Source organism: Pseudomonas sp. MYb118 (genome assembly GCF_040947875.1).
Lineage (GTDB): Bacteria > Pseudomonadota > Gammaproteobacteria > Pseudomonadales > Pseudomonadaceae > Aquipseudomonas.
On sequence record NZ_JBFRXN010000003.1, the window covers coordinates 828,605 to 846,661 of the forward strand.

Consider the following 18,057-nt stretch of genomic DNA (forward strand, 5'->3'; position numbering starts at 1 on the left):
ATGAAGATCAGTGTATTTGGTAGCGGTTACGTAGGCCTGGTGCAGGCTGCTGTGCTGGCAGAAGTCGGCCACGACGTGGTTTGCATGGACATCGACGAGAAAAAAGTCGAGTTGCTGCAACAGGGCCACGTCAGCATTTTCGAACCGGGGCTGGCCAGCCTGGTGCGCGAAAGCCTGGAGGCCAGGCGCCTGCAATTCACCACCGATGAAAAACTTGCGGTGCAACATGGCCAGGTATTGTTCATCGCGGTCGGCACGCCATCGCGGGACGATGGCTCGGCAGACCTGCGTTACGTGCTATCCGTGGGGGAAGCGGTGGCCCGTCATCGGGAACAACCGGTGATTCTGGTAGAGAAGTCCACCGTGCCGGTCGGCACCGGTGACGCACTGCGCACGCACATCGACAAATGCCTGCTCAAGGTCGGGCGCCTGCTGCAATTCGAGATCGTTTCCAACCCCGAATTCCTCAAGGAAGGCTCCGCCGTGGCCGATTGCCGGCGGCCGGACCGGATCGTCATCGGCTGCGACAGCGACGAGGTGCGCGATGTGATGCGCGACCTGTATGCACCGTTCAACCGCAACCATGACCGCATCATGTTCATGGACCTGCGCAGCGCCGAACTGACCAAGTACGCGGCCAACTGCATGCTGGCGACCAAGATCAGCTTCATCAACCAGATCGCCGAGCTGGCCGAACACCTGGGCGCCGACATCGAATCGGTGCGCCTGGGCATCGGTGCCGACTCGCGCATTGGCTACCACTTCATCTACCCCGGCTGCGGCTATGGCGGTTCGTGTTTCCCCAAGGACATGCGCGCGCTGATCCACAGTGCCGAACAAGCCCATTGCTCCAGCGATCTGTTGCAGGCGGTGGAAGCCATCAACCAGCGGCAGAAACACAAACTGTTCGACCGTATCAATGCGTTCTTCAAGGGCGACCTGCGGGGCAAGACCTTTGCCGTGTGGGGCCTGGCGTTCAAGCCCAACACCGACGACATGCGCGACGCCCCCAGCCGCGTGCTGCTCGAATCCCTGTGGGCCGCCGGGGCCAACGTGCGGGCATTCGACCCGGAAGCGATGCAGGAAACCCAGCAATTGTATCCCGAGGAAAGCAAGCTGATGCTGATGGGAACGCCCGAATCGGTACTGGCCGGCGCCGATGCCTTGATCATCTGCACCGAATGGCAGCAGTTCAAGGCCCCGGATTTCAACCTGATCCGCCAGCGCCTGAAGGCCCCGGTGATCTTCGACGGTCGTAACCTCTACGACGCCGAACGCCTGGCCCGCAACGGCTTCACCTACTTCCCCATGGGCCGTGGCGAGTCGCGCAAACTGCCGATACCCCTGCAGCAGTGGCCGGCGAGGCAGGGCGTGGCCTGATCCCCCTGTAGGAGCGAGCTTGCTCGCGATGAGGCCGGCAAATCCGGCATTGATGTCGCCTGACACACCGCATCGCGAGCAAGCTCGCTCCTACAGGAGGTTGGGTTTCACATGGCAGATTTGTGGTCAACCAAGATTCCCTGTGGGAGCGGGCTTGCTCGCGATGGGGCCAGCACATCCGGCATTGATGTCGCCTGACACACCGCTTCGCGAGCAAGCTCGCTCCTACAGTAGGTTCGGTTTCAAATGGCAGATTTGTGGCCGGTGATCAGTGGGCGCTTCGATAAAAATGATTTTGTGTTGTTGTGGCTGGAGGGGGTGCAAAAGTAGCTGGGGGGCTTGGTATTGTGGTGGCTGGGCGGCTCGATCGCGAGCAGGCTCGCTCCCACAGGGATATCCGTCGCTCCTGTGGGAGCGAGCCTGCTCGCGATAGGGCGCGACTCGGTCCCAAAACCAGAATAAGGACATCACCCCCACCGTGTTCAGTTACTCCCTCGTCATCCGCCGCCTGATGATCGCCTCGCTGACCATCGTCATCAGCCGCGCCATCACCAGTCCCCTGCTCACCCTGTTCCTGAGCAACAAACTGGGCCTCAACCAGCAGGACGTCGGCCTGCTGCTGGGCATCGCCGTGTTCATCGCCACCCTGCTGGCCCTATACGGCGGTTACATCATTGACCGCCTGGAAAAGCGCCGGCTGCTGATCCTGACCATGCTCTCCAGCGGCATCGGCTTCGTGCTGCTGACCTTCGCCGAAAACCTCTACCTGACCACCCTGACGCTGCTGGTGACCGAGACGGCGTCGGCGTTGTTCCTGATCGGGTCCAAGGCGATCCTCAGCGAACACCTGCCCGTGGGCCTGCGCGCCAAGGCGTTTTCCCTGCGCTACACCCTGACCAACATCGGCTACGCGGTCGGCCCCATGCTCGGCGTGGCGATTGCCAAGGTCTACCCGATTGCCCCGTTCCTGATGGCCGGCGCCATCGCCCTGGCCAGCGTCCTGCTGATGAGCGGGATTCCCAGCGATGCGCCCAGGGACGCCAGCACGGGCCAGCCGCAGAGTTTCCTGAAAACCTTGGTCACCCTGAAAAACGACCGCACGCTGATCATCTTCACCTTGGGCTGCCTGCTCACCACGGTAGTCCACGGGCGCTTCACCCTGTACCTGTCGCAATACCTGCTGGTGGTGGCCAACCCGCAGCGCACCCTGGACACCATGGCCGCGCTGCTCGCCTGCAACGCCATCACGGTGATCCTGCTGCAATACCAGATCGGCCGTTTCCTCAAGCGCGAGCAGTTGCGCTACTGGATCGCCCTGGGCACGGGCCTGTTCATCCTCGGCCTGATCGGTTTCAGCCTGGCCGACAGCCTGGTGTCCTGGTGCGTGGCGATGTTCGTCTTCACCCTCGGCGAAATGATCATCTTCCCTGCCGAGTTCCTGTTCGTGGACACCCTGGCCCCGGACGAACTGCGCGGCAGCTACTACGGCGCGCAGAACCTGGCGGCCCTGGGCGGCGCATTGAGCCCGGTGATCTGTGGCTTCCTGCTGGTGCACACCCCCGCACCGACCATGTTCTACGCCTTGATTACCCTGGCAGGCCTGGGCGGTTGGCTGTGCTACCTGAGTTGTCGGCGCGTGGCGTTACAGCAAAATTAGTGCACTCAAGCTGCATTAATATGAATTAGTAAGCATCCGTAATGATCGGCACACTGTGATCCGTTCCTCCCCCAATAGTTGGAACTCCTTCAAGGGCTTTCTGGATATCCCAGTTAAGCCTTTTTTTTGCCTCGATTTTTGTTTTGGATGCCCAATGTTCGCTCGCTGGTTTCCCGCTGCCATCAATACCCGCCCTTCGGAATGGAGCCGCGCTGCCATCGGCATGGCGCTGGGTACGCTGTTCAGTGTCTGGCTGTGTGCGCAGTTCTTCGGCATCGAAGTGGCGCAGCACTGGATCGGGCCCCTGGGCGCCTCGGCGGTGTTGTTGTTCGCGGTGTCTTCGGGAGCACTGGCGCAGCCTTGGTCGATCGTCGGCGGCTACCTGACTGCTGGCGTGGTCGCCCTGCTGGCCGCCCATGTGCTCGGGCGCACCTTGAGCAGTGCGTGCCTGGCCGCCGGCATGGCGCTGATCCTGATGTGCTGGCTGCGCTGCCTGCACCCACCGGCGGGCGCCGTGGCGCTGCTGATGGTGCTGGCTGACCCAGGCACCATCGCCATGGATTGGAAAGGCCTGGCGCCGCTGATGCTCTGCGCAGCCACCATGCTGGTCAGTGCCATTGCCTACAACAACCTGACGCGGGTGCGTTACCCCAAGAACGCCAGCGAACCCGCCGCCCGGGTGCCTGCCGACATGCCGGTGGACAGCCAGGCGATCACGGCCGATGACCTCAAGCATGCGCTGGCGGAGATGGAAGCGTTCATCGACGTGACGCCGGAAGACCTGGAAAAATTGATTCACACCAGTGAGTTGCACGCTAAACGTCGCAGTATTGGTGAAGTGTTGAGCCGCACGACGGTTTAACACCTTCCGACTATTTCCTATCCCCTGTAGGAGCGAGCATGCTCGCGATGGTGGTTAACGGTGACGTGGGCTGTCTGAATGCCCGCGGTGCCTGGACTACCATCGCGAGCAAGCTCGCTCCTACAGGTATGTGGTTGTCTTCGCTCATGCAAAAATGCAGTGAGCACCTGCATTTATCCCGGTTGTACATCACAAAATTGCACTGTTACGATCCATGATCGCTCGCGCGTGAGCTACTGTATAAAAACAAATAAAAGCAGGGAGTTACTGATGACTGCTCAGGTTTCTTCTCCGAGGACTCCGTCCATGGATGCCATGCCACAAGACGTGCTGGCCGAGGTTCGCAACCACATTGGTCACCTGACCCTCAATCGGCCCGCCGGCCTCAACGCCATCACCCTGGACATGGTCCGCCTGCTGCAACGCCAGCTCGATGTCTGGGCCAGGGATCCCGCCGTCCACGCCGTGGTCCTGCGCGGCGCCGGTGAAAAAGCCTTCTGTGCCGGTGGCGACATTCGTTCGCTGTACGACAGCTTCAAGAGCGGCGACACGCTGCACGAAGATTTCTTCGTCGAGGAATACGCCCTCGACCTGACCATCCACCGTTATCGCAAACCGGTCCTGGCGCTGATGGACGGTTTCGTCCTGGGCGGCGGCATGGGCCTGGTGCAAGGCGCCGACCTGCGGGTCGTCACCGAGAAAAGCCGTCTGGCGATGCCGGAAGTGGGCATCGGTTATTTCCCGGATGTCGGCGGCAGCTACTTCCTGCCGCGCATTCCCGGCGAGCTGGGCATTTACCTGGGCGTCAGCGGCGTGCAGATACGTGCTGCCGATGCGCTGTATTGCGGGCTGGCCGACTGGTACCTGGACAGCGACAAGCTGGGCACCCTCGACGAGCGTCTCGACCGCCTGCAATGGCGCGACTCGCCACTCAAGGACCTGCAAAGCCTGCTGGCGCAACTGGGCGTGCAGCAATTGCCCGATGCGCCATTGAGCAAACTGCGCCCGGCCATCGACCACTTCTTCGCCCTGCCCGACGTGCCGAGTATTGTGGAGCAACTGCGCGAAGTCACCGTCGCCGACAGCCATGAGTGGGCAATCACCACCGCAGACCTGCTGCAAACCCGCTCCCCGCTGGCCATGGGCGTGACCCTGGAAATGCTCCGCCGCGGCCGCCAGCTGAGCCTGGAAGACTGCTTCGCCCTAGAACTGCACCTGGACCGCCAGTGGTTCGAGCGCGGCGACCTGATCGAAGGCGTGCGCGCCCTGCTGATCGACAAAGACAAGAACCCGCGCTGGAACCCGCCGACCCTGCAGGCGCTGGACGCCGAGCACGTGGCGAGCTTCTTCACCGGCATTGACCCGATCGGGAACTGAACCATGCACGATATCGAATTGAGTGAAGAGCAGATCATGATCCGCGGCATGGCCCGGGACTTTGCCCGCGGCGAGATCGCGCCCCATGCCCAGGCCTGGGAAAAGGCCGGTTGGATCGACGACGCCCTGGTGGCGAAAATGGGTGAGCTCGGCCTGCTGGGCATGGTGGTGCCCGAGGAATGGGGCGGCACCTACGTCGATTACGTCGCCTATGCCCTGGCGGTGGAAGAGATTTCTGCCGGCGACGGCGCCACCGGCGCGTTCATGAGCATCCACAACTCGGTGGGCTGCGGCCCGGTGCTCAACTACGGCAGCGAAGAACAGAAACAGACCTGGCTGGCGGACCTGGCCAGCGGACAAACCATCGGCTGCTTCTGCCTGACCGAACCCCAGGCCGGTTCCGAAGCTCACAACCTGCGCACCCGCGCCGAATTGCGGGATGGCCAGTGGGTGATCAACGGTGCCAAGCAGTTCGTCAGCAACGGCAAACGCGCCAAGCTTGCCATTGTGTTCGCCGTGACAGACCCGGACCTGGGCAAGCGCGGCATTTCCGCGTTCCTGGTGCCGACCGACACTCCGGGTTTCATCGTCGACCGCACCGAACACAAGATGGGCATCCGCGCTTCCGACACCTGCGCAGTGACCTTGAGCGACTGCACCATCCCTCAGGACAACCTGCTCGGCGAGCGCGGCAAGGGCCTGGCGATTGCCCTGTCCAACCTCGAAGGCGGCCGCATCGGCATCGCCGCGCAAGCTTTGGGCATCGCCCGCGCGGCGTTCGAAGCGGCCTTGGCCTATTCCCGTGACCGCGTACAGTTCGCCAAGCCGATCATCGAGCACCAGAGCGTGGCCAACATGCTCGCCGACATGCAGGTGCAGATCAACGCTGCGCGCCTTCTGATTCTGCACGCCGCGCGCCTGCGCAGCGCCGGCAAGCCGTGTTTGTCGGAGGCCTCGCAAGCCAAGCTGTTCGCCTCGGAAATGGCCGAGAAGGTTTGCTCATCGGCTGTGCAGATTCATGGTGGGTATGGGTATCTGGAGGATTACCCGGTGGAGAAATACTACCGGGATGCGCGGATTACCCAGATTTATGAAGGGTCGAGCGAGATTCAGCGGATGGTGATTGCGCGGGAGCTGAAGAATTACCTGATCTGAAACCCTGAAAAGCATCGCGAGCAAGCTCGCTCCTACAGAGATCTCCTTAACACTGGAGATCCCCTGTGGGAGCGAGCCTGCTCGCGATGGCGTCAGCAGCAACGCTACATCACTTCCCCTGGAACTGCGCCTCACGCTTGCCAATAAACGCCGCCATCCCTTCCTTCTGATCCTGGGTGGCAAACGCCGCATGGAACACCCGACGCTCGAAGCGCACGCCTTCGGACAGGCTCACTTCAAAGGCGCGGTTGACGCTTTCCTTGACCATCATCGCAATCGGCAGCGACTTGTTGGCAATCACCGCTGCAACCTTCAGCGCTTCATCCAGCAGCTCATCACTTGGCACGATGCGCGCGACGATCCCGCAACGCTCCGCTTCGACGGCGTCGATCAAACGCCCGCTCAGGCACATTTCCATGGCCTTGGCCTTGCCCACGGCGCGGGTCAGGCGCTGGGTGCCGCCCATGCCTGGCAGCACGCCGAGGTTGATTTCCGGCTGGCCGAATTTGGCGTTGTCGCCGGCCAGGATGAAGTCGCACATCAGCGCCAGTTCACAGCCACCACCCAGGGCAAAACCGTTGACCGCGGCGATGATCGGCTTGCGGCGGTTGGCCACGCGATCGCTATCGCTAAACAGGTCGTCGATGTAGATCTGCGGGTAGGTCAGCTCAGCCATTTCCTTGATGTCGGCACCGGCGGCAAAGGCCTTTTTCGAGCCGGTCAGGACGATGCAGCCGATGTTCGCGTCTTTCTCCAGACCGTCGAGGGCGTGGTTCACCTCGCTGACGATCTGCGCGTTCAGCGCGTTGAGCGCCTGCGGGCGGTTCAGGGTGATCAGGCCGACGCGGCCGTGGGTTTCCAGCAAAATCGTTTCGTAGCTCACAATGGACTCCTTCTTAAAGATTGCGCGAAATGACCATGCGCTGAATGTCGCTGGTGCCTTCGTAAATCTGGCACACCCGCACGTCGCGGTAGATGCGCTCCAGCGGGAAGTCGTTCAGGTAACCGTATCCGCCCAGGGTTTGCAATGCCGCCGAGCAGACCTTCTCGGCCATTTCCGAGGCGAACAGCTTGGCCATCGAGGCTTCCACCAGCGCCGGTTTGCCGCTGTCACGCAGGGCCGCCGCGTAATGCACCATCTGCCGGGCGACAGCGATCTGGGTGGCCATGTCGGCGAGGCGGAAGGCTACCGCCTGGTGTTCGATGATCGGTTTGCCGAAGCTCTCGCGCTCACGGGCATAATCCCGGGCCGCTTCGAACGCGGCGCGGGCCATGCCCACCGATTGCGAGGCGATGCCCACGCGGCCGCCTTCGAGGTTGGCCAGGGCGATCTTGTAGCCCTCACCTTCCTCGCCCAAACGGTTGGCCACTGGCACCTTGACGTTTTCGAAGAGGATCTGGCAGGTGTCCGAGGCGTGCTGGCCGAGCTTGTCCTCGACCCGTGCCACGCTGTAGCCCGGTGAATCGGTGGGCACGATCAGCGCGGTGATCCCGCGTTTGCCGGCACTCGGGTCGGTCACCGCGAACACGATCACCACCCCGGCGTTCTGCCCGGAGGTGATGAACTGCTTGCTGCCGTTGAGCACATAGTGATCGCCTTCCAGGCGTGCGCGGGTCTTCAGGCCGCTGGCGTCGGAACCGGCCTGGGGTTCGGTCAGGGCAAAGGCACCGAGCATGACACCGCTGGCCAGAGGCTTGAGGAAACGCTCCTTCTGGTCATCGTTGCCGTAGTTGAGGATCGGCACGCAACCCACCGAGTTGTGCACGCTCATGATGGTCGAGCAGGCGCCGTCGCCCGCGGCGATTTCTTCCAGGGCCATGGCGTAGGCCAGGTAACCGGTGTCGCAACCGCCCCACTGCTCCGGCACCAGCATGCCGAAGAAGCCAAGCTCAGCCATCTCGCCGATGGCTTCCTTGGGGAAACGATGCTCGCGGTCCCACTCGGCGGCGAAGGGTTTCAGCCGCTCCTGGGCAAACTGCCGGGCGGCGTCGCTGATTTGTTGTTGTTCGTCATTGGGGATCATGACTGGTCCTTAAAATTTCGTACAAATTCTGAAAACACCGCTGCCCCCTGTAGGAGCGAGCTTGCTCGCGATGAGGCCCGGTCAGTCGACACAGCGTTGAATGACACACCGCAATCGCGAGCAAGCCCGCTCCCACAGGGGTAGGTGTTTACCTCAGGCGAGGCATTCCACCGCCATCGCCGTCGCTTCGCCGCCACCGATGCAGATCGCCGCGACGCCGCGCTTCAGGCCTTTCTGGCGCAGGGCCGAGAGCAGGGTCACGAGAATGCGCGCGCCGGAGGCGCCGATCGGGTGGCCGAGGGCGCAGGCGCCGCCGTGTACGTTGAGTTTTTCGTGGGGGATTTCCAGGTGGGTCATCGCCGCCATGCCGACCACGGCGAAGGCTTCGTTGATTTCCACCAGGTCCACTTCATTCAGCGACCAGCCGGTTTTCTTCAGCAGCTTCTTGATCGCGCCAATCGGTGCCACCGGGAACAACCCCGGAGTGTCAGCGAAAGCCGCGTGGCCGTGGATCACCGCCAGGGCCTTGAGGCCGCGCTTGTCCGCTTCGCTGCGGCGCATCAACACCAGCGCGGCGGCACCGTCGGAAATCGAACTGGAGTTGGCTGCCGTCACGGTGCCGCCCTCACGGAACGCCGGTTTGAGCGAAGTGATCTTGTCCAGCTTGGCCTTCGGCGGCTGTTCGTCGTTGCTGATCAGCACCTGCTCCTTGCCGAACGTCACGGTCAGCGGGACGATTTCGTCTTTGAAACTGCCGTCCTTGATCGCCTGCTGCGCGCGGGTGGTCGAGGCGATGGCGAATTCATCCTGGGCCTGGCGGGTGAAGCCGTTGGTTTCGGCGCAGTCCTCGGCGAAGGTGCCCATCAGGCGGCCCTTGTCGTAGGCGTCTTCCAGGCCATCGAGGAACATCGAGTCGAGCACGCGGCCATGGCCCATGCGATAACCGCTGCGGGCGCGGTCCAGCAAGTACGGCGCGTTGGACATGCTTTCCATGCCGCCAGCGATCACCACCTCGGCACTGCCGGCCAGCAGCATGTCGTGGGCCAGGATCGCCGCTTCCATGCCGGAACCGCACATCTTGTTCAGGGTGGTGCAGCGGGTCGATTTATCCAGACCGGCGCCCAACGCCGCCTGGCGGGCCGGCGCCTGGCCGAGACCGGCCGGCAGTACGCAGCCCATCAGCACTTCGTCGACGCTATCGGTGGCGACGCCGGCGCGCTCGACCGCCGCGCGAATCGCCGCAGCGCCCAGTTGCGGCGCGGTCAGGCTCTTGAGTTCGCCCTGGAAGCCGCCCATCGGGGTGCGCACGGCGCTGACGATAACGATTGGGTCGTTGTTCATGACAAATCCTCTTACTTGGCGGCCATGCGCAAGGCGCCGTCGAGACGGATCACCTCGCCGTTGAGCATGCTGTTTTCAATGATATGCCGCACCAGCGCGGCGTACTCGTCCGGCTTGCCCAGGCGCGGCGGGAACGGCACGCCGGCGGCCAGGGAATCGCGCACTTCCGGGGTCATCCCGGCCATCATCGGCGTTTCGAAAATGCCCGGGGCGATGGTCATCACACGGATGCCGAAGCGCGCCAGTTCGCGGGCGGCGGGCAAGGTCAGACTGACAATCGCGCCCTTGGACGCGGCGTAGGCCGCCTGGCCGATCTGGCCGTCATAGGCCGCCGCCGAGGCGGTGTTGATGATCACGCCGCGCTCGCCATCGGCATCCGGCTCGGTTTCAGCGATGGCCTGCGAGGCCAGGCGCAGCATGTTGAAGCTGCCGATCAGGTTGACGTTGATCACCTGGCTGAAGCTGCCCAGCGCGTGCGGGCCGTTCTTGCCGAGGATCTTTTCGCCGCGCACGATGCCGGCGCAGTTGACCAGCCCATTGAGGCCGCCAAAGGCTTTGACCGTGGCCTGCACCGCCGCTTCCGCGGCGGCTTCGTTACTGATGTCGGCCACCACGCTCTGCGCGCCGAGACGTTCGGCCTGGGCCGCGACGGCCTCGGCGTTCATGTCCACCAGCATCACTTTGGCGCCGGCGGCCACCAGCATCTGCGCCGTGGCCGCACCGAGGCCGGAAGCGCCGCCGGTGACGAGAAAAACCTTGTTTTCGATCCGCATCATGGTTTCCTTGGATTTCAAGCTGAAACGTTCTTCGCCGCGGCCTCTTGAGCCTTGGCGATTTCCTGGTTGCGCAAGATAAAGCGCTGCAATTTGCCGCTTGGGGTTTTCGGCAACTCGCTGACAAATTCGATTTCACGGGGGTACGCATGCGCAGCCAGGCGCTTGCGCACGTGCTGGCGCAGTTCTTCGGCCAACTCCGGCGCGGCGCGGTACTGCGCGCTGAGCACCACAAAGGCTTTGACCAGTTCGGTGCGCTCCGGGTCCGGCTTGCCGACCACCGCCGCCTCGACCACGGCCGGGTGCTCGATCAAGGCGCTCTCGACGTCGAACGGGCCAACGCGATAGCCCGAGGTGGTGATCACGTCATCGCTGCGTCCGACGAAGCTGATGCTGCCGTCCGGGTTCCATTCCACGGTGTCGCCGCTCAGGTAGTAGTTGCCGACGAAGGCCTTGGTCGGCGCGCCTTCGTAACCGGCGAACCAGCACATCGGCGACTGGCTGCGGTCGATGGCGAGGATGCCGGGCTGGCCGACGCCCAGTTCCTGGTGATTGTCGTCCAGCACCACGATGCGGTGGCCCGGCGAGGCAAACCCGGCGGCGCCCAGGTGGATCGGGTGTTCCAGGCCATGGTGGTTGCACAGGACCATGCCCAGTTCGGTCTGGCCGTAGTGGTCGTGAATGACCACGCCGAGGTTGTCGGCAAACCAGCGGATCACTTCCGGGTTGAGCGGCTCGCCAGCGCTGCTGACGATGCGCAGCTTGCCCTTGATCGACCTGGCGAACTCGTTGCCCCCGGCGATCAGCAGCCGGTAGGCGGTCGGCGACCCGGTGAGGTTGGTGATGCCATATTTGTTGATCACCCGGCAGGTGCTTTCCAGGGTGAAGGGGCCATCGTAGAAGGTGATCGGGTGGCCCATGCCCATGGGGCCGGTGACGCCGAAATAGATGCCGTAGGCCCAGCCCGGATCGGCGACGTTCCAGAACGCGTCCTCAGGGCGCAGGTCGACGGCGTCACGGGTGTAGCTCTGGAACGCGACAATCGCCTTGAGTGGCACCGACAGCGCCTTCGACGGCCCGGTGGTGCCCGAAGTGAACATCAGCAGGAACGGGTCTTCGCCCGTCAGCATGACCGGCGCGCATTCCGCGGAATAATTGGCCAGTTCGGCCCAGAAACTGAAATCGCCGCGCACGATGCCCTGGCCTTTCGGGCCGCCGACACTGACGATGGTCGGGCAATCGGCGACTTCGGCGAGTTTCGGCCGGTTGACGGCATCGGTGACCACGACCTTGGCGCCGGAGCAGCCCAGGCGGTGCTCGATGGCCTTGGGCCCGAATGCGGTGAACAGCGGCTGATACACCGCGCCGACGCGCCAGGTGGCGAAGACGGTGATCAACAGCTCGATATTGCGCGGCAGCAGGCCGGCGACCTTGTCGCCCTTGCCCACACCCTGGGCCAGGAGGAAATTGGCGAAACGCGCGGCCTGCTCCTGCAACTCGCTGAAGGTGTACGTCGCGCTGGATCCGTCGCGACCCTCCCAGAACAAGGCGATGCGCCCGGGCAACGCATGCCGGTCGCAACACTCGACACAGGCGTTGAGGGCCGTCAGGTCACCCGCCAGTGCGGCGTCGACGGTGTGCTGATAATTGAACTGTGAGGTGGCAGACAAGTAATCGCGCATCGGCAGAATCCCTCTGTATTTTTATTAGGTTGGGGGAACCGTAAAAACCAGGGAAATACTCGCTCCGTGCGGGGTGACGGGCAATGGTCAAAGCTTTCAAGTTGGTTGACTGGTTTGGCCAAGGGTTGGGAACACCACCGTCCCTGTGGGAGCGGGCTTGCCCGCGATGAGGCCGCCAGCCCTCACACAAAACTCGATTCAATCCGCCTCATTCAAAATCAAACTCCGGTAATGCCCCGGGTTGGACCCCGACCACTTGCGAAACGCCTTGTAGAACGAACTGGTGTCGGCAAACCCCAGCCGGGTGGCGATCTCGGCGAAGCTGATGCTCGGTTCCGCCAGCCAGACAATCGCCAGTTCCTTGCGCACGCTGTCCTTGAGCCCCTGATAGGTCTGCCCTTCTTCCGCCAGGCGCCGGCGCAGGGTCGAGGCCGACATGCACAGTTGCTGGGCCAGCGGCTCGGTTTCCGGCCACTGCTGCGCGGGCAGTTGCCGCAGGTCGTGCTTGATGCGGCTGGCCAGGCTCTGCGGGTCGCGGTACTTGACCAGGATGTTCGCCGGCGCCTGGGCGAGGAAGCGCTTGAGTTCATCGCTGCTGCGCTTGATCGGCAGGTCCAGGCAGTCGGCCGAGAAGATCATCCGCGTGCGGGGCCGGTCGAAGCGCAGGTTTTCCGAGAACATCACCTGGTAGTCACCGCAGAAATCCGGCTGCGCGCAGCGCAGTTCGATGGCGAGGATGGGAATGCGTCGCCCGGCCAGCCAGCAGGCCACGCCGTGCACGATCATCCAGTAGGTGAAATAGGTGAAGGCGCGACGCGGTTCCTGCTCGTCTTCAAGCAGGACGATCTCCGCCAGGCTTTGCTGGCGCACCAGTTGCGCCGGCAGGTGTTCGAGCATCAACGACAAAAATTCCAGGGCCGAGCCCAGGCCTGCCGCCAGGCTTGGCTGGATCATCGAACTGCGACACAGGAACGCCAGGCTCCCCGATTTGAGCTTGCGCGGGTCCATGCCGAAAAATTCATCATCGCGCCGCCGCGCCAGCAGCCGCCACAAACGTGCGTAAGCCGTGGCCGGGACGCGGGCGTCGGCGCAGTCGAGCAACGCCGGGTCGATGCCGACCTTGGTCAACACCTCAAAGGTGGCAGCCCCCGGCGCGCAGCTTTGCAGCAGCGCTTCGCGCACCAGTTGCATGGAAATGCTGTCTTTCTGCGACATTCAGCTCACTCAGATACCGGGGACGATCTGTCGGCCATCTTAGGCAGCGCGCCATAAAAAGCCAGCCTTGAGCCTGCCGATGGCTCAATAACCGGGGTTTGTGGCCGATAGGCTGGGGGCATGAATCCGTAAATGACCTGGAGTTGTAAGCGTTATGATCGTCGGCATTGATTTGGGGACCACCAACAGCCTGGTTGCGGTGTGGCGCGAAGGCGCCGCCGAACTGGTGCCCAATGCGCTGGACAACCTGCTGACGCCCAGTGTGGTCGGGCTCGACGATGAAGGCCGGATACTGGTCGGGCTGGCCGCCAAGGAACGCTTGCAAACCCACCCGCACCTGACCGCCGCGCTGTTCAAGCGGCACATGGGCAGCGCCCACGAGTTGCAACTGGGCCACCGGCGCTTCCGTCCGGAAGAGTTGTCGTCGATGGTGCTGCGCAGCCTCAAGGAAGATGTCGAACGCCGTTACGGTGAACCGGTTACCGAGGCGGTGATCAGCGTGCCGGCGTACTTCAACGATGCCCAGCGCAAGGCCACCAAGATCGCCGGTGAGCTGGCCGGGCTCAAGGTCGAGCGCCTGATCAACGAACCCACCGCTGCCGCCCTCGCCTACGGCCTGCACCAGCGCGACGCAGCCAGTTCGTTCCTGGTCTTCGACCTCGGCGGCGGCACCTTCGATGTGTCGATCCTCGAGCTGTTCGATGGCGTCATGGAAGTGCGCGCCAGTGCCGGTGACAACTACCTGGGCGGTGAGGATTTCGACGATCTGCTGGTCCAGGCCTTCGTCGCCGCACAGGCCGGCAGCCAGGACCTGCCGCCCCTGACCGAACCCGACATCGCCCATCGCCTGCGCCGCGAAGCCGAGCGCGTTCGCCATGCCCTGGGGCAGTCCGACAGTGCCACCTTCGTGCTGCGCCACGGCGACCGGCAATGGCAGCAGGTGTTTACCCAGACCCAGTTGGCCGACCTCTACGGCCCGCTGCTCGCGCGCCTGCGCACGCCCATCGAAACCGCCCTGCGCGACGCGCGTATTCGCCCCTCGGAACTGGACGAAGTGCTGCTGGTGGGCGGCACCACGCGCATGCCGCTGATTCGGCGGATGGTCGCCGGGCTGTTCGGGCGTTTTCCCTCGATCACCCTCAACCCCGATGAGTCGATTGCCCTCGGTGCCGCCGTGCAGGCCGCGCTCAAGGCGCGCGATGCGGCGCTGGAAGAAGTGGTGCTGACAGATGTCTGCCCCTACACCCTCGGTATCGAAACCGCACTCAATGTCGGCGAAAGCGTGGAAGTCGGCCACTACACGCCGATCATCGAACGCAACAGCGTGGTGCCGGTCAGCCGGGTCAAATCGTTCAGGACCGTGCATGACCATCAGCGCCACGTGATCCTGCGCGTCTACCAGGGGGAAAGCCGCTGGGTGAAGGAAAACATTCACCTGGGTGAAATGGAGATCGACGTCCCCATGGCGCCGGCCGGCGAGATCGAACTCGAAGTGCGCTTCACCTATGACAACAACGGCCTGCTGGAAGCCGAGACCCTGGTGTCGCGCACCGGTGAACGGCGCTCGCTGGTGATCGAGAACAACCCCGGCGTGCTCAGCCCCGAAGAGATCCAGGCGCGCCTGGCTTCCCTGGCGCAACTCAAGGTTCACCCGCGCGACCAGCAGGTCAACAGCCTGCTGACCGCGCGCCTCGAGCGCCTGTACCAGGAAAACCTCGGCGAGCTGCGCCAGCAGCTCGATCACATGGCCAACCGTTTCAAGCAGGTGCTCGACAGCCAGGATGACCGGGCCATCCGCGATTTGCGCGTGCAACTGATGCGCCAGCTCGATGAGCTGGAACAGGGTGTGTGGCAGTGAGTTGCTGGACCATCCTGGGGCTGGAAGCCGACGCCGATGCGCGCAGCATCAAACGCCAGTACGCCGCGCTGCTCAAGGTGCATCGTCCAGATGAAGATCCGAGCGCTTTTCAACGACTGCGCGAAGCCTACGAGCAGGCGATGGAGTGGAGTCGTCGCGCGCCGGTGATGGCCAGCGAGCCGGACGTTGAGGCGCATGGCACCCTGGAGACCGAGTTTGACGCCACGCCCGCCGGCCCGAATGCCGCGCAGCTGCGGGCGGCGCAGTTGCTGGAAGACCTGACGCCCGAGCAACTCGACCAGCGTCTGGCCCAGGCGCGCGTCTCCCATTGCACGAGGGAGTTCGAAGAACAGCTGCTGATGCTATGCCTGCAGCCACGAGATGACGCCATGTCGCTCGCCGACTGGGGCATGCAGCAGTTCAACTGGCTGACGATGTGGCAGCGCCAGGACCTGCCCGCCCACGCCCTCGACTTGCTGGATCAAGCTTACGGGCAGGCGGTGAAGCAACGTCTGCGCGAGCAGTTGGACGCAGGCCTGGAGGACGCTTTCATTGCGAGCTTCCTGGCGCTCAAGCGTGCCGACTGGTTGCAACCCTTCGACCGGCACGAGTGGTTCAATACCACGCTGGCCCAGGTGCTGGTGGAGTCGCCGTTCTGGTCTTCGCAAGTGTTCGAAACCCTGTGCGAGCAGCAACATTGGAAACCGCAAAAAGGCCTGCCCGGACGTTGCCCGCAACCTTATTGGTCGATGCTGGAGGAACGCCACCCTTATCAGGCCTTTCTCGACGAGCAGCGACAACTTGCCCGCGTGGATGATCACGACCCGAAAAGCCGGGCGGCGAAACTGTTTTTCACGCCGATGACCGCTGACGAGCGCGCTGCGTTCGCCCGGCGCTTTTTTGCCCAGGACTGGAACGAGTGCCGCTTCCTCAGCGAGCGGGCCCGACGCGTGCACCCACAACTGTGTCGGGAGTTGCCTGACGCAGATCCGTACTTCTGGAAGGCACTGATGCCGACCTGGCCAACCTGGCAGGTCTACGTGGCGTTTATCGCCGCCGCGCTGGCCTGGGCCGCAGGCAGTGACGGTGGCAAGGCCGGCACGGTGTTCGAGGTTTACGCGCGAGCGATTCCCAGCGCCATCATGCTGACGATCATTGGCGCCTTCGTGCTGGCCTTGTGTCGTCGGGTAGCCGATCGACTCTGGCCGCTGGATGTACGCCTGAGCCGGTCGTTGACCCATCAGCTCAGTTTCAGAAAGCCGGCGCCCCTGTTGTTGAGGGATTTTGTTCCTTGCTGGCTCATGGCTGGGTTCACCGCAATCACGTGCGGCGCCGCCGCCCTGGCTGCCTATGCCGCGACACTGGTGGCGTTGAGTGCCCTGAGCCGCCTGCGATGGCCCTCGACCTGGCGTGTCTCGCTGCCCAGACCGCGGTTGCCGAAACTGTCGTCGGCCAAGTCGATTGTGTCGATGGTGCTGGTCATCGGCCTGACCGTACTGTTTTATGTGGTTGCCCGCAGCCAGTTGATGGGGCCTGACCAGGGCTTGCAGCCGATGGCCACCCGCGCTTGCAGCGGCACGCTGGACAGTCGCGTGCAATGCCGCCCGCCCGCCACGGCGCAACACTGGTATGGCGCGTCGAGCGCGGCGAAGGTGCGCCCATGAAAAAACTGACGATGCTGATCGTGGCATTGCTGACCGTGATGTTCCTGGGGCAGTTCAGCGGCGCGAAAGACGCGATGCTGACGCCCGTGCAACGCTGGATCGACCAACCGGATCTCGCCGAACGGGAAAAGGCCCGGGCCCTGCGGCCGATGATTGACTGCATCAATGTGGCCGACAGTCGCTGGCGGGCTGCCTACGCGCGCTACCTCAATCGCGACCGGCAACCTGATCCGACCCTGCAACAGCGTTTTCCCGAGGACTTCGATCCGGCGATGCAAGTGCGTCAGCGCTTGAACAACCTGACGCGCAACGATGCCTATGGCTGCCGGCTGAACCTGCTGCAAAAAGACCATTTGCAGCGTTGGGCGCCGCAACTGCTGGCGTTGCAGAACCAGTTCGAAACGTCCCTGACGCTGGCCAACGAAGCGGCGCAAGGGTTTGATTTCTTCAATGCGGTGCCCGCCTACTCGCTCAGCCCCGCGGAAAAAGCCGAGCGTGACGCCGGCTTCATCCCTTTGGTCGAGGCCTATCTGAAGGCGTCCGATGCCTTGCGTCGGCAACTGGACATCGAGGACATCGCACTGCGCCAGGTGCAACTCGAACAACTCATGGGCCGCGGCGAGCTCAAATACGCCCATGTGCTGACGTACATGCTGCAAGCGCGCAAGCTGATGCTCAGTCTCGACCACGCCGTGACTGAGAACACCCTGACGCCCGCAGACCTGGACCCGCAACCCCTGCAACAGGCCTGGGACGATGGCACGGCTTACATGGCGGCCAACCCGGCCACCAGCAACGCCGATTACCCGGAGAAAATCTGGGCCTACGTGCGCGACCCTGGCAGCCGTTATGTCAGCGCCGTGGCGCAACTGCGTGACGACTGGGCCGCCAAGGCACCACCGCAGCAGCTGAGCGATGACGTTGAACGCATCGGTCGTCGCTATGACGAATTGCTCCAGGTCTACAACCGGCAAGTGGAACCGGTCTTTTAGCGGTGCGTTCAGCTTAGGTTCAGGTAAATGTCAATGATTGCCATTTGGGAATGAGTGTCAACATGTTACAAATTAGC

14 protein-coding genes are annotated in these 18,057 nt (G+C 63.3%); 8 read left to right on the forward strand and 6 right to left on the reverse strand.

Annotation, left to right across the window (positions count from 1 at the left end; all coding sequences use genetic code 11):
- From ABVN20_RS25115 to ABVN20_RS25135, 5 genes are all read left to right on the forward strand, one after another.
- A complete protein-coding gene (locus tag ABVN20_RS25115) occupies positions 1–1,380 on the forward strand; it encodes a UDP-glucose/GDP-mannose dehydrogenase family protein (RefSeq protein ID WP_368558452.1) in 1,380 nt (459 codons plus the stop codon).
- 478 nt (positions 1,381–1,858) lie between these two features.
- Complete coding sequence (locus ABVN20_RS25120; RefSeq protein WP_368558453.1) at positions 1,859–3,037, forward strand: MFS transporter; 1,179 nt, start codon at positions 1,859–1,861, stop codon at positions 3,035–3,037.
- A gap of 154 nt (positions 3,038–3,191) precedes the next feature.
- A complete protein-coding gene (locus tag ABVN20_RS25125) occupies positions 3,192–3,899 on the forward strand; it encodes an HPP family protein (RefSeq protein ID WP_368558454.1) in 708 nt (235 codons plus the stop codon).
- Between the two features lie 270 nt (positions 3,900–4,169).
- Positions 4,170–5,276 (forward strand): enoyl-CoA hydratase/isomerase family protein, encoded by a 1,107-nt coding sequence (locus ABVN20_RS25130; protein ID WP_368558455.1) that lies wholly within the window; start codon positions 4,170–4,172, stop codon positions 5,274–5,276.
- Between the two features lie 3 nt (positions 5,277–5,279).
- Positions 5,280–6,431, forward strand: coding sequence for an acyl-CoA dehydrogenase family protein (locus ABVN20_RS25135; RefSeq protein ID WP_368558456.1), 1,152 nt, complete (start codon positions 5,280–5,282; stop codon positions 6,429–6,431).
- Between the two features lie 109 nt (positions 6,432–6,540).
- Here ABVN20_RS25135 and ABVN20_RS25140 read toward each other — a convergent pair whose 3' ends face one another.
- From ABVN20_RS25140 to ABVN20_RS25165, 6 genes are all read right to left on the reverse strand, one after another.
- A complete protein-coding gene (locus tag ABVN20_RS25140) occupies positions 6,541–7,314 on the reverse strand; it encodes an enoyl-CoA hydratase (RefSeq protein ID WP_368558457.1) in 774 nt (257 codons plus the stop codon).
- A gap of 13 nt (positions 7,315–7,327) precedes the next feature.
- Positions 7,328–8,455: an acyl-CoA dehydrogenase gene (locus tag ABVN20_RS25145; RefSeq protein WP_368558458.1), complete on the reverse strand. Its 1,128-nt coding sequence runs from the start codon at positions 8,453–8,455 to the stop codon at positions 7,328–7,330.
- Positions 8,456–8,608: 153 nt separating this feature from the next.
- Complete coding sequence (locus ABVN20_RS25150; protein ID WP_368558460.1) at positions 8,609–9,796, reverse strand: acetyl-CoA C-acyltransferase; 1,188 nt, start codon at positions 9,794–9,796, stop codon at positions 8,609–8,611.
- Between the two features lie 11 nt (positions 9,797–9,807).
- On the reverse strand, positions 9,808–10,569 hold the full coding sequence (locus tag ABVN20_RS25155) for an SDR family NAD(P)-dependent oxidoreductase (RefSeq protein WP_368558461.1): 762 nt from the start codon (positions 10,567–10,569) through the stop codon (positions 9,808–9,810).
- A gap of 17 nt (positions 10,570–10,586) precedes the next feature.
- On the reverse strand, positions 10,587–12,251 hold the full coding sequence (locus ABVN20_RS25160) for an AMP-binding protein (protein ID WP_368558462.1): 1,665 nt from the start codon (positions 12,249–12,251) through the stop codon (positions 10,587–10,589).
- A 198-nt stretch (positions 12,252–12,449) separates the two neighbouring features.
- A complete protein-coding gene (locus tag ABVN20_RS25165) occupies positions 12,450–13,466 on the reverse strand; it encodes an AraC family transcriptional regulator (RefSeq protein WP_368558464.1) in 1,017 nt (338 codons plus the stop codon).
- A 154-nt stretch (positions 13,467–13,620) separates the two neighbouring features.
- Between ABVN20_RS25165 and ABVN20_RS25170 the strand changes: the two genes are divergently transcribed.
- From ABVN20_RS25170 to ABVN20_RS25180, 3 genes are read left to right on the forward strand one after another with little or no spacing between them, the layout of a single operon-like run.
- A complete protein-coding gene (locus tag ABVN20_RS25170) occupies positions 13,621–15,324 on the forward strand; it encodes a molecular chaperone HscC (protein WP_368558465.1) in 1,704 nt (567 codons plus the stop codon).
- Entirely contained in the window at positions 15,321–16,988 is a 1,668-nt protein-coding gene (locus ABVN20_RS25175) for a J domain-containing protein (RefSeq protein ID WP_368558466.1), read from the forward strand. The genes ABVN20_RS25170 and ABVN20_RS25175 overlap by 4 nt, the downstream gene beginning before the upstream one ends.
- Positions 16,985–17,980 carry a hypothetical protein gene (locus ABVN20_RS25180; protein WP_368558467.1) on the forward strand — a complete coding sequence of 332 codons (996 nt, stop codon included), beginning with the start codon at positions 16,985–16,987 and terminating at the stop codon, positions 17,978–17,980. Before ABVN20_RS25175 ends, ABVN20_RS25180 begins: the two co-directional genes overlap by 4 nt.
- Positions 17,981–18,057 lie beyond the last annotated feature (77 nt).

Coding starts and splice junctions, on each gene's coding strand:
- ABVN20_RS25115 (WP_368558452.1), top strand. CDS start 1: ATGAAGATCAGTGTATTTGGTAGCGGTTACGTAGGCCTGGTGCAGGCT.
- ABVN20_RS25125 (WP_368558454.1), top strand. CDS start 3,192: ATGTTCGCTCGCTGGTTTCCCGCTGCCATCAATACCCGCCCTTCGGAA.
- ABVN20_RS25130 (WP_368558455.1), top strand. CDS start 4,170: ATGACTGCTCAGGTTTCTTCTCCGAGGACTCCGTCCATGGATGCCATG.
- ABVN20_RS25135 (WP_368558456.1), top strand. CDS start 5,280: ATGCACGATATCGAATTGAGTGAAGAGCAGATCATGATCCGCGGCATG.
- ABVN20_RS25145 (WP_368558458.1), bottom strand. CDS start 8,455: ATGATCCCCAATGACGAACAACAACAAATCAGCGACGCCGCCCGGCAG.
- ABVN20_RS25150 (WP_368558460.1), bottom strand. CDS start 9,796: ATGAACAACGACCCAATCGTTATCGTCAGCGCCGTGCGCACCCCGATG.
- ABVN20_RS25155 (WP_368558461.1), bottom strand. CDS start 10,569: ATGCGGATCGAAAACAAGGTTTTTCTCGTCACCGGCGGCGCTTCCGGC.
- ABVN20_RS25160 (WP_368558462.1), bottom strand. CDS start 12,251: ATGCGCGATTACTTGTCTGCCACCTCACAGTTCAATTATCAGCACACC.
- ABVN20_RS25165 (WP_368558464.1), bottom strand. CDS start 13,466: ATGTCGCAGAAAGACAGCATTTCCATGCAACTGGTGCGCGAAGCGCTG.
- ABVN20_RS25170 (WP_368558465.1), top strand. CDS start 13,621: ATGATCGTCGGCATTGATTTGGGGACCACCAACAGCCTGGTTGCGGTG.
- ABVN20_RS25180 (WP_368558467.1), top strand. CDS start 16,985: ATGAAAAAACTGACGATGCTGATCGTGGCATTGCTGACCGTGATGTTC.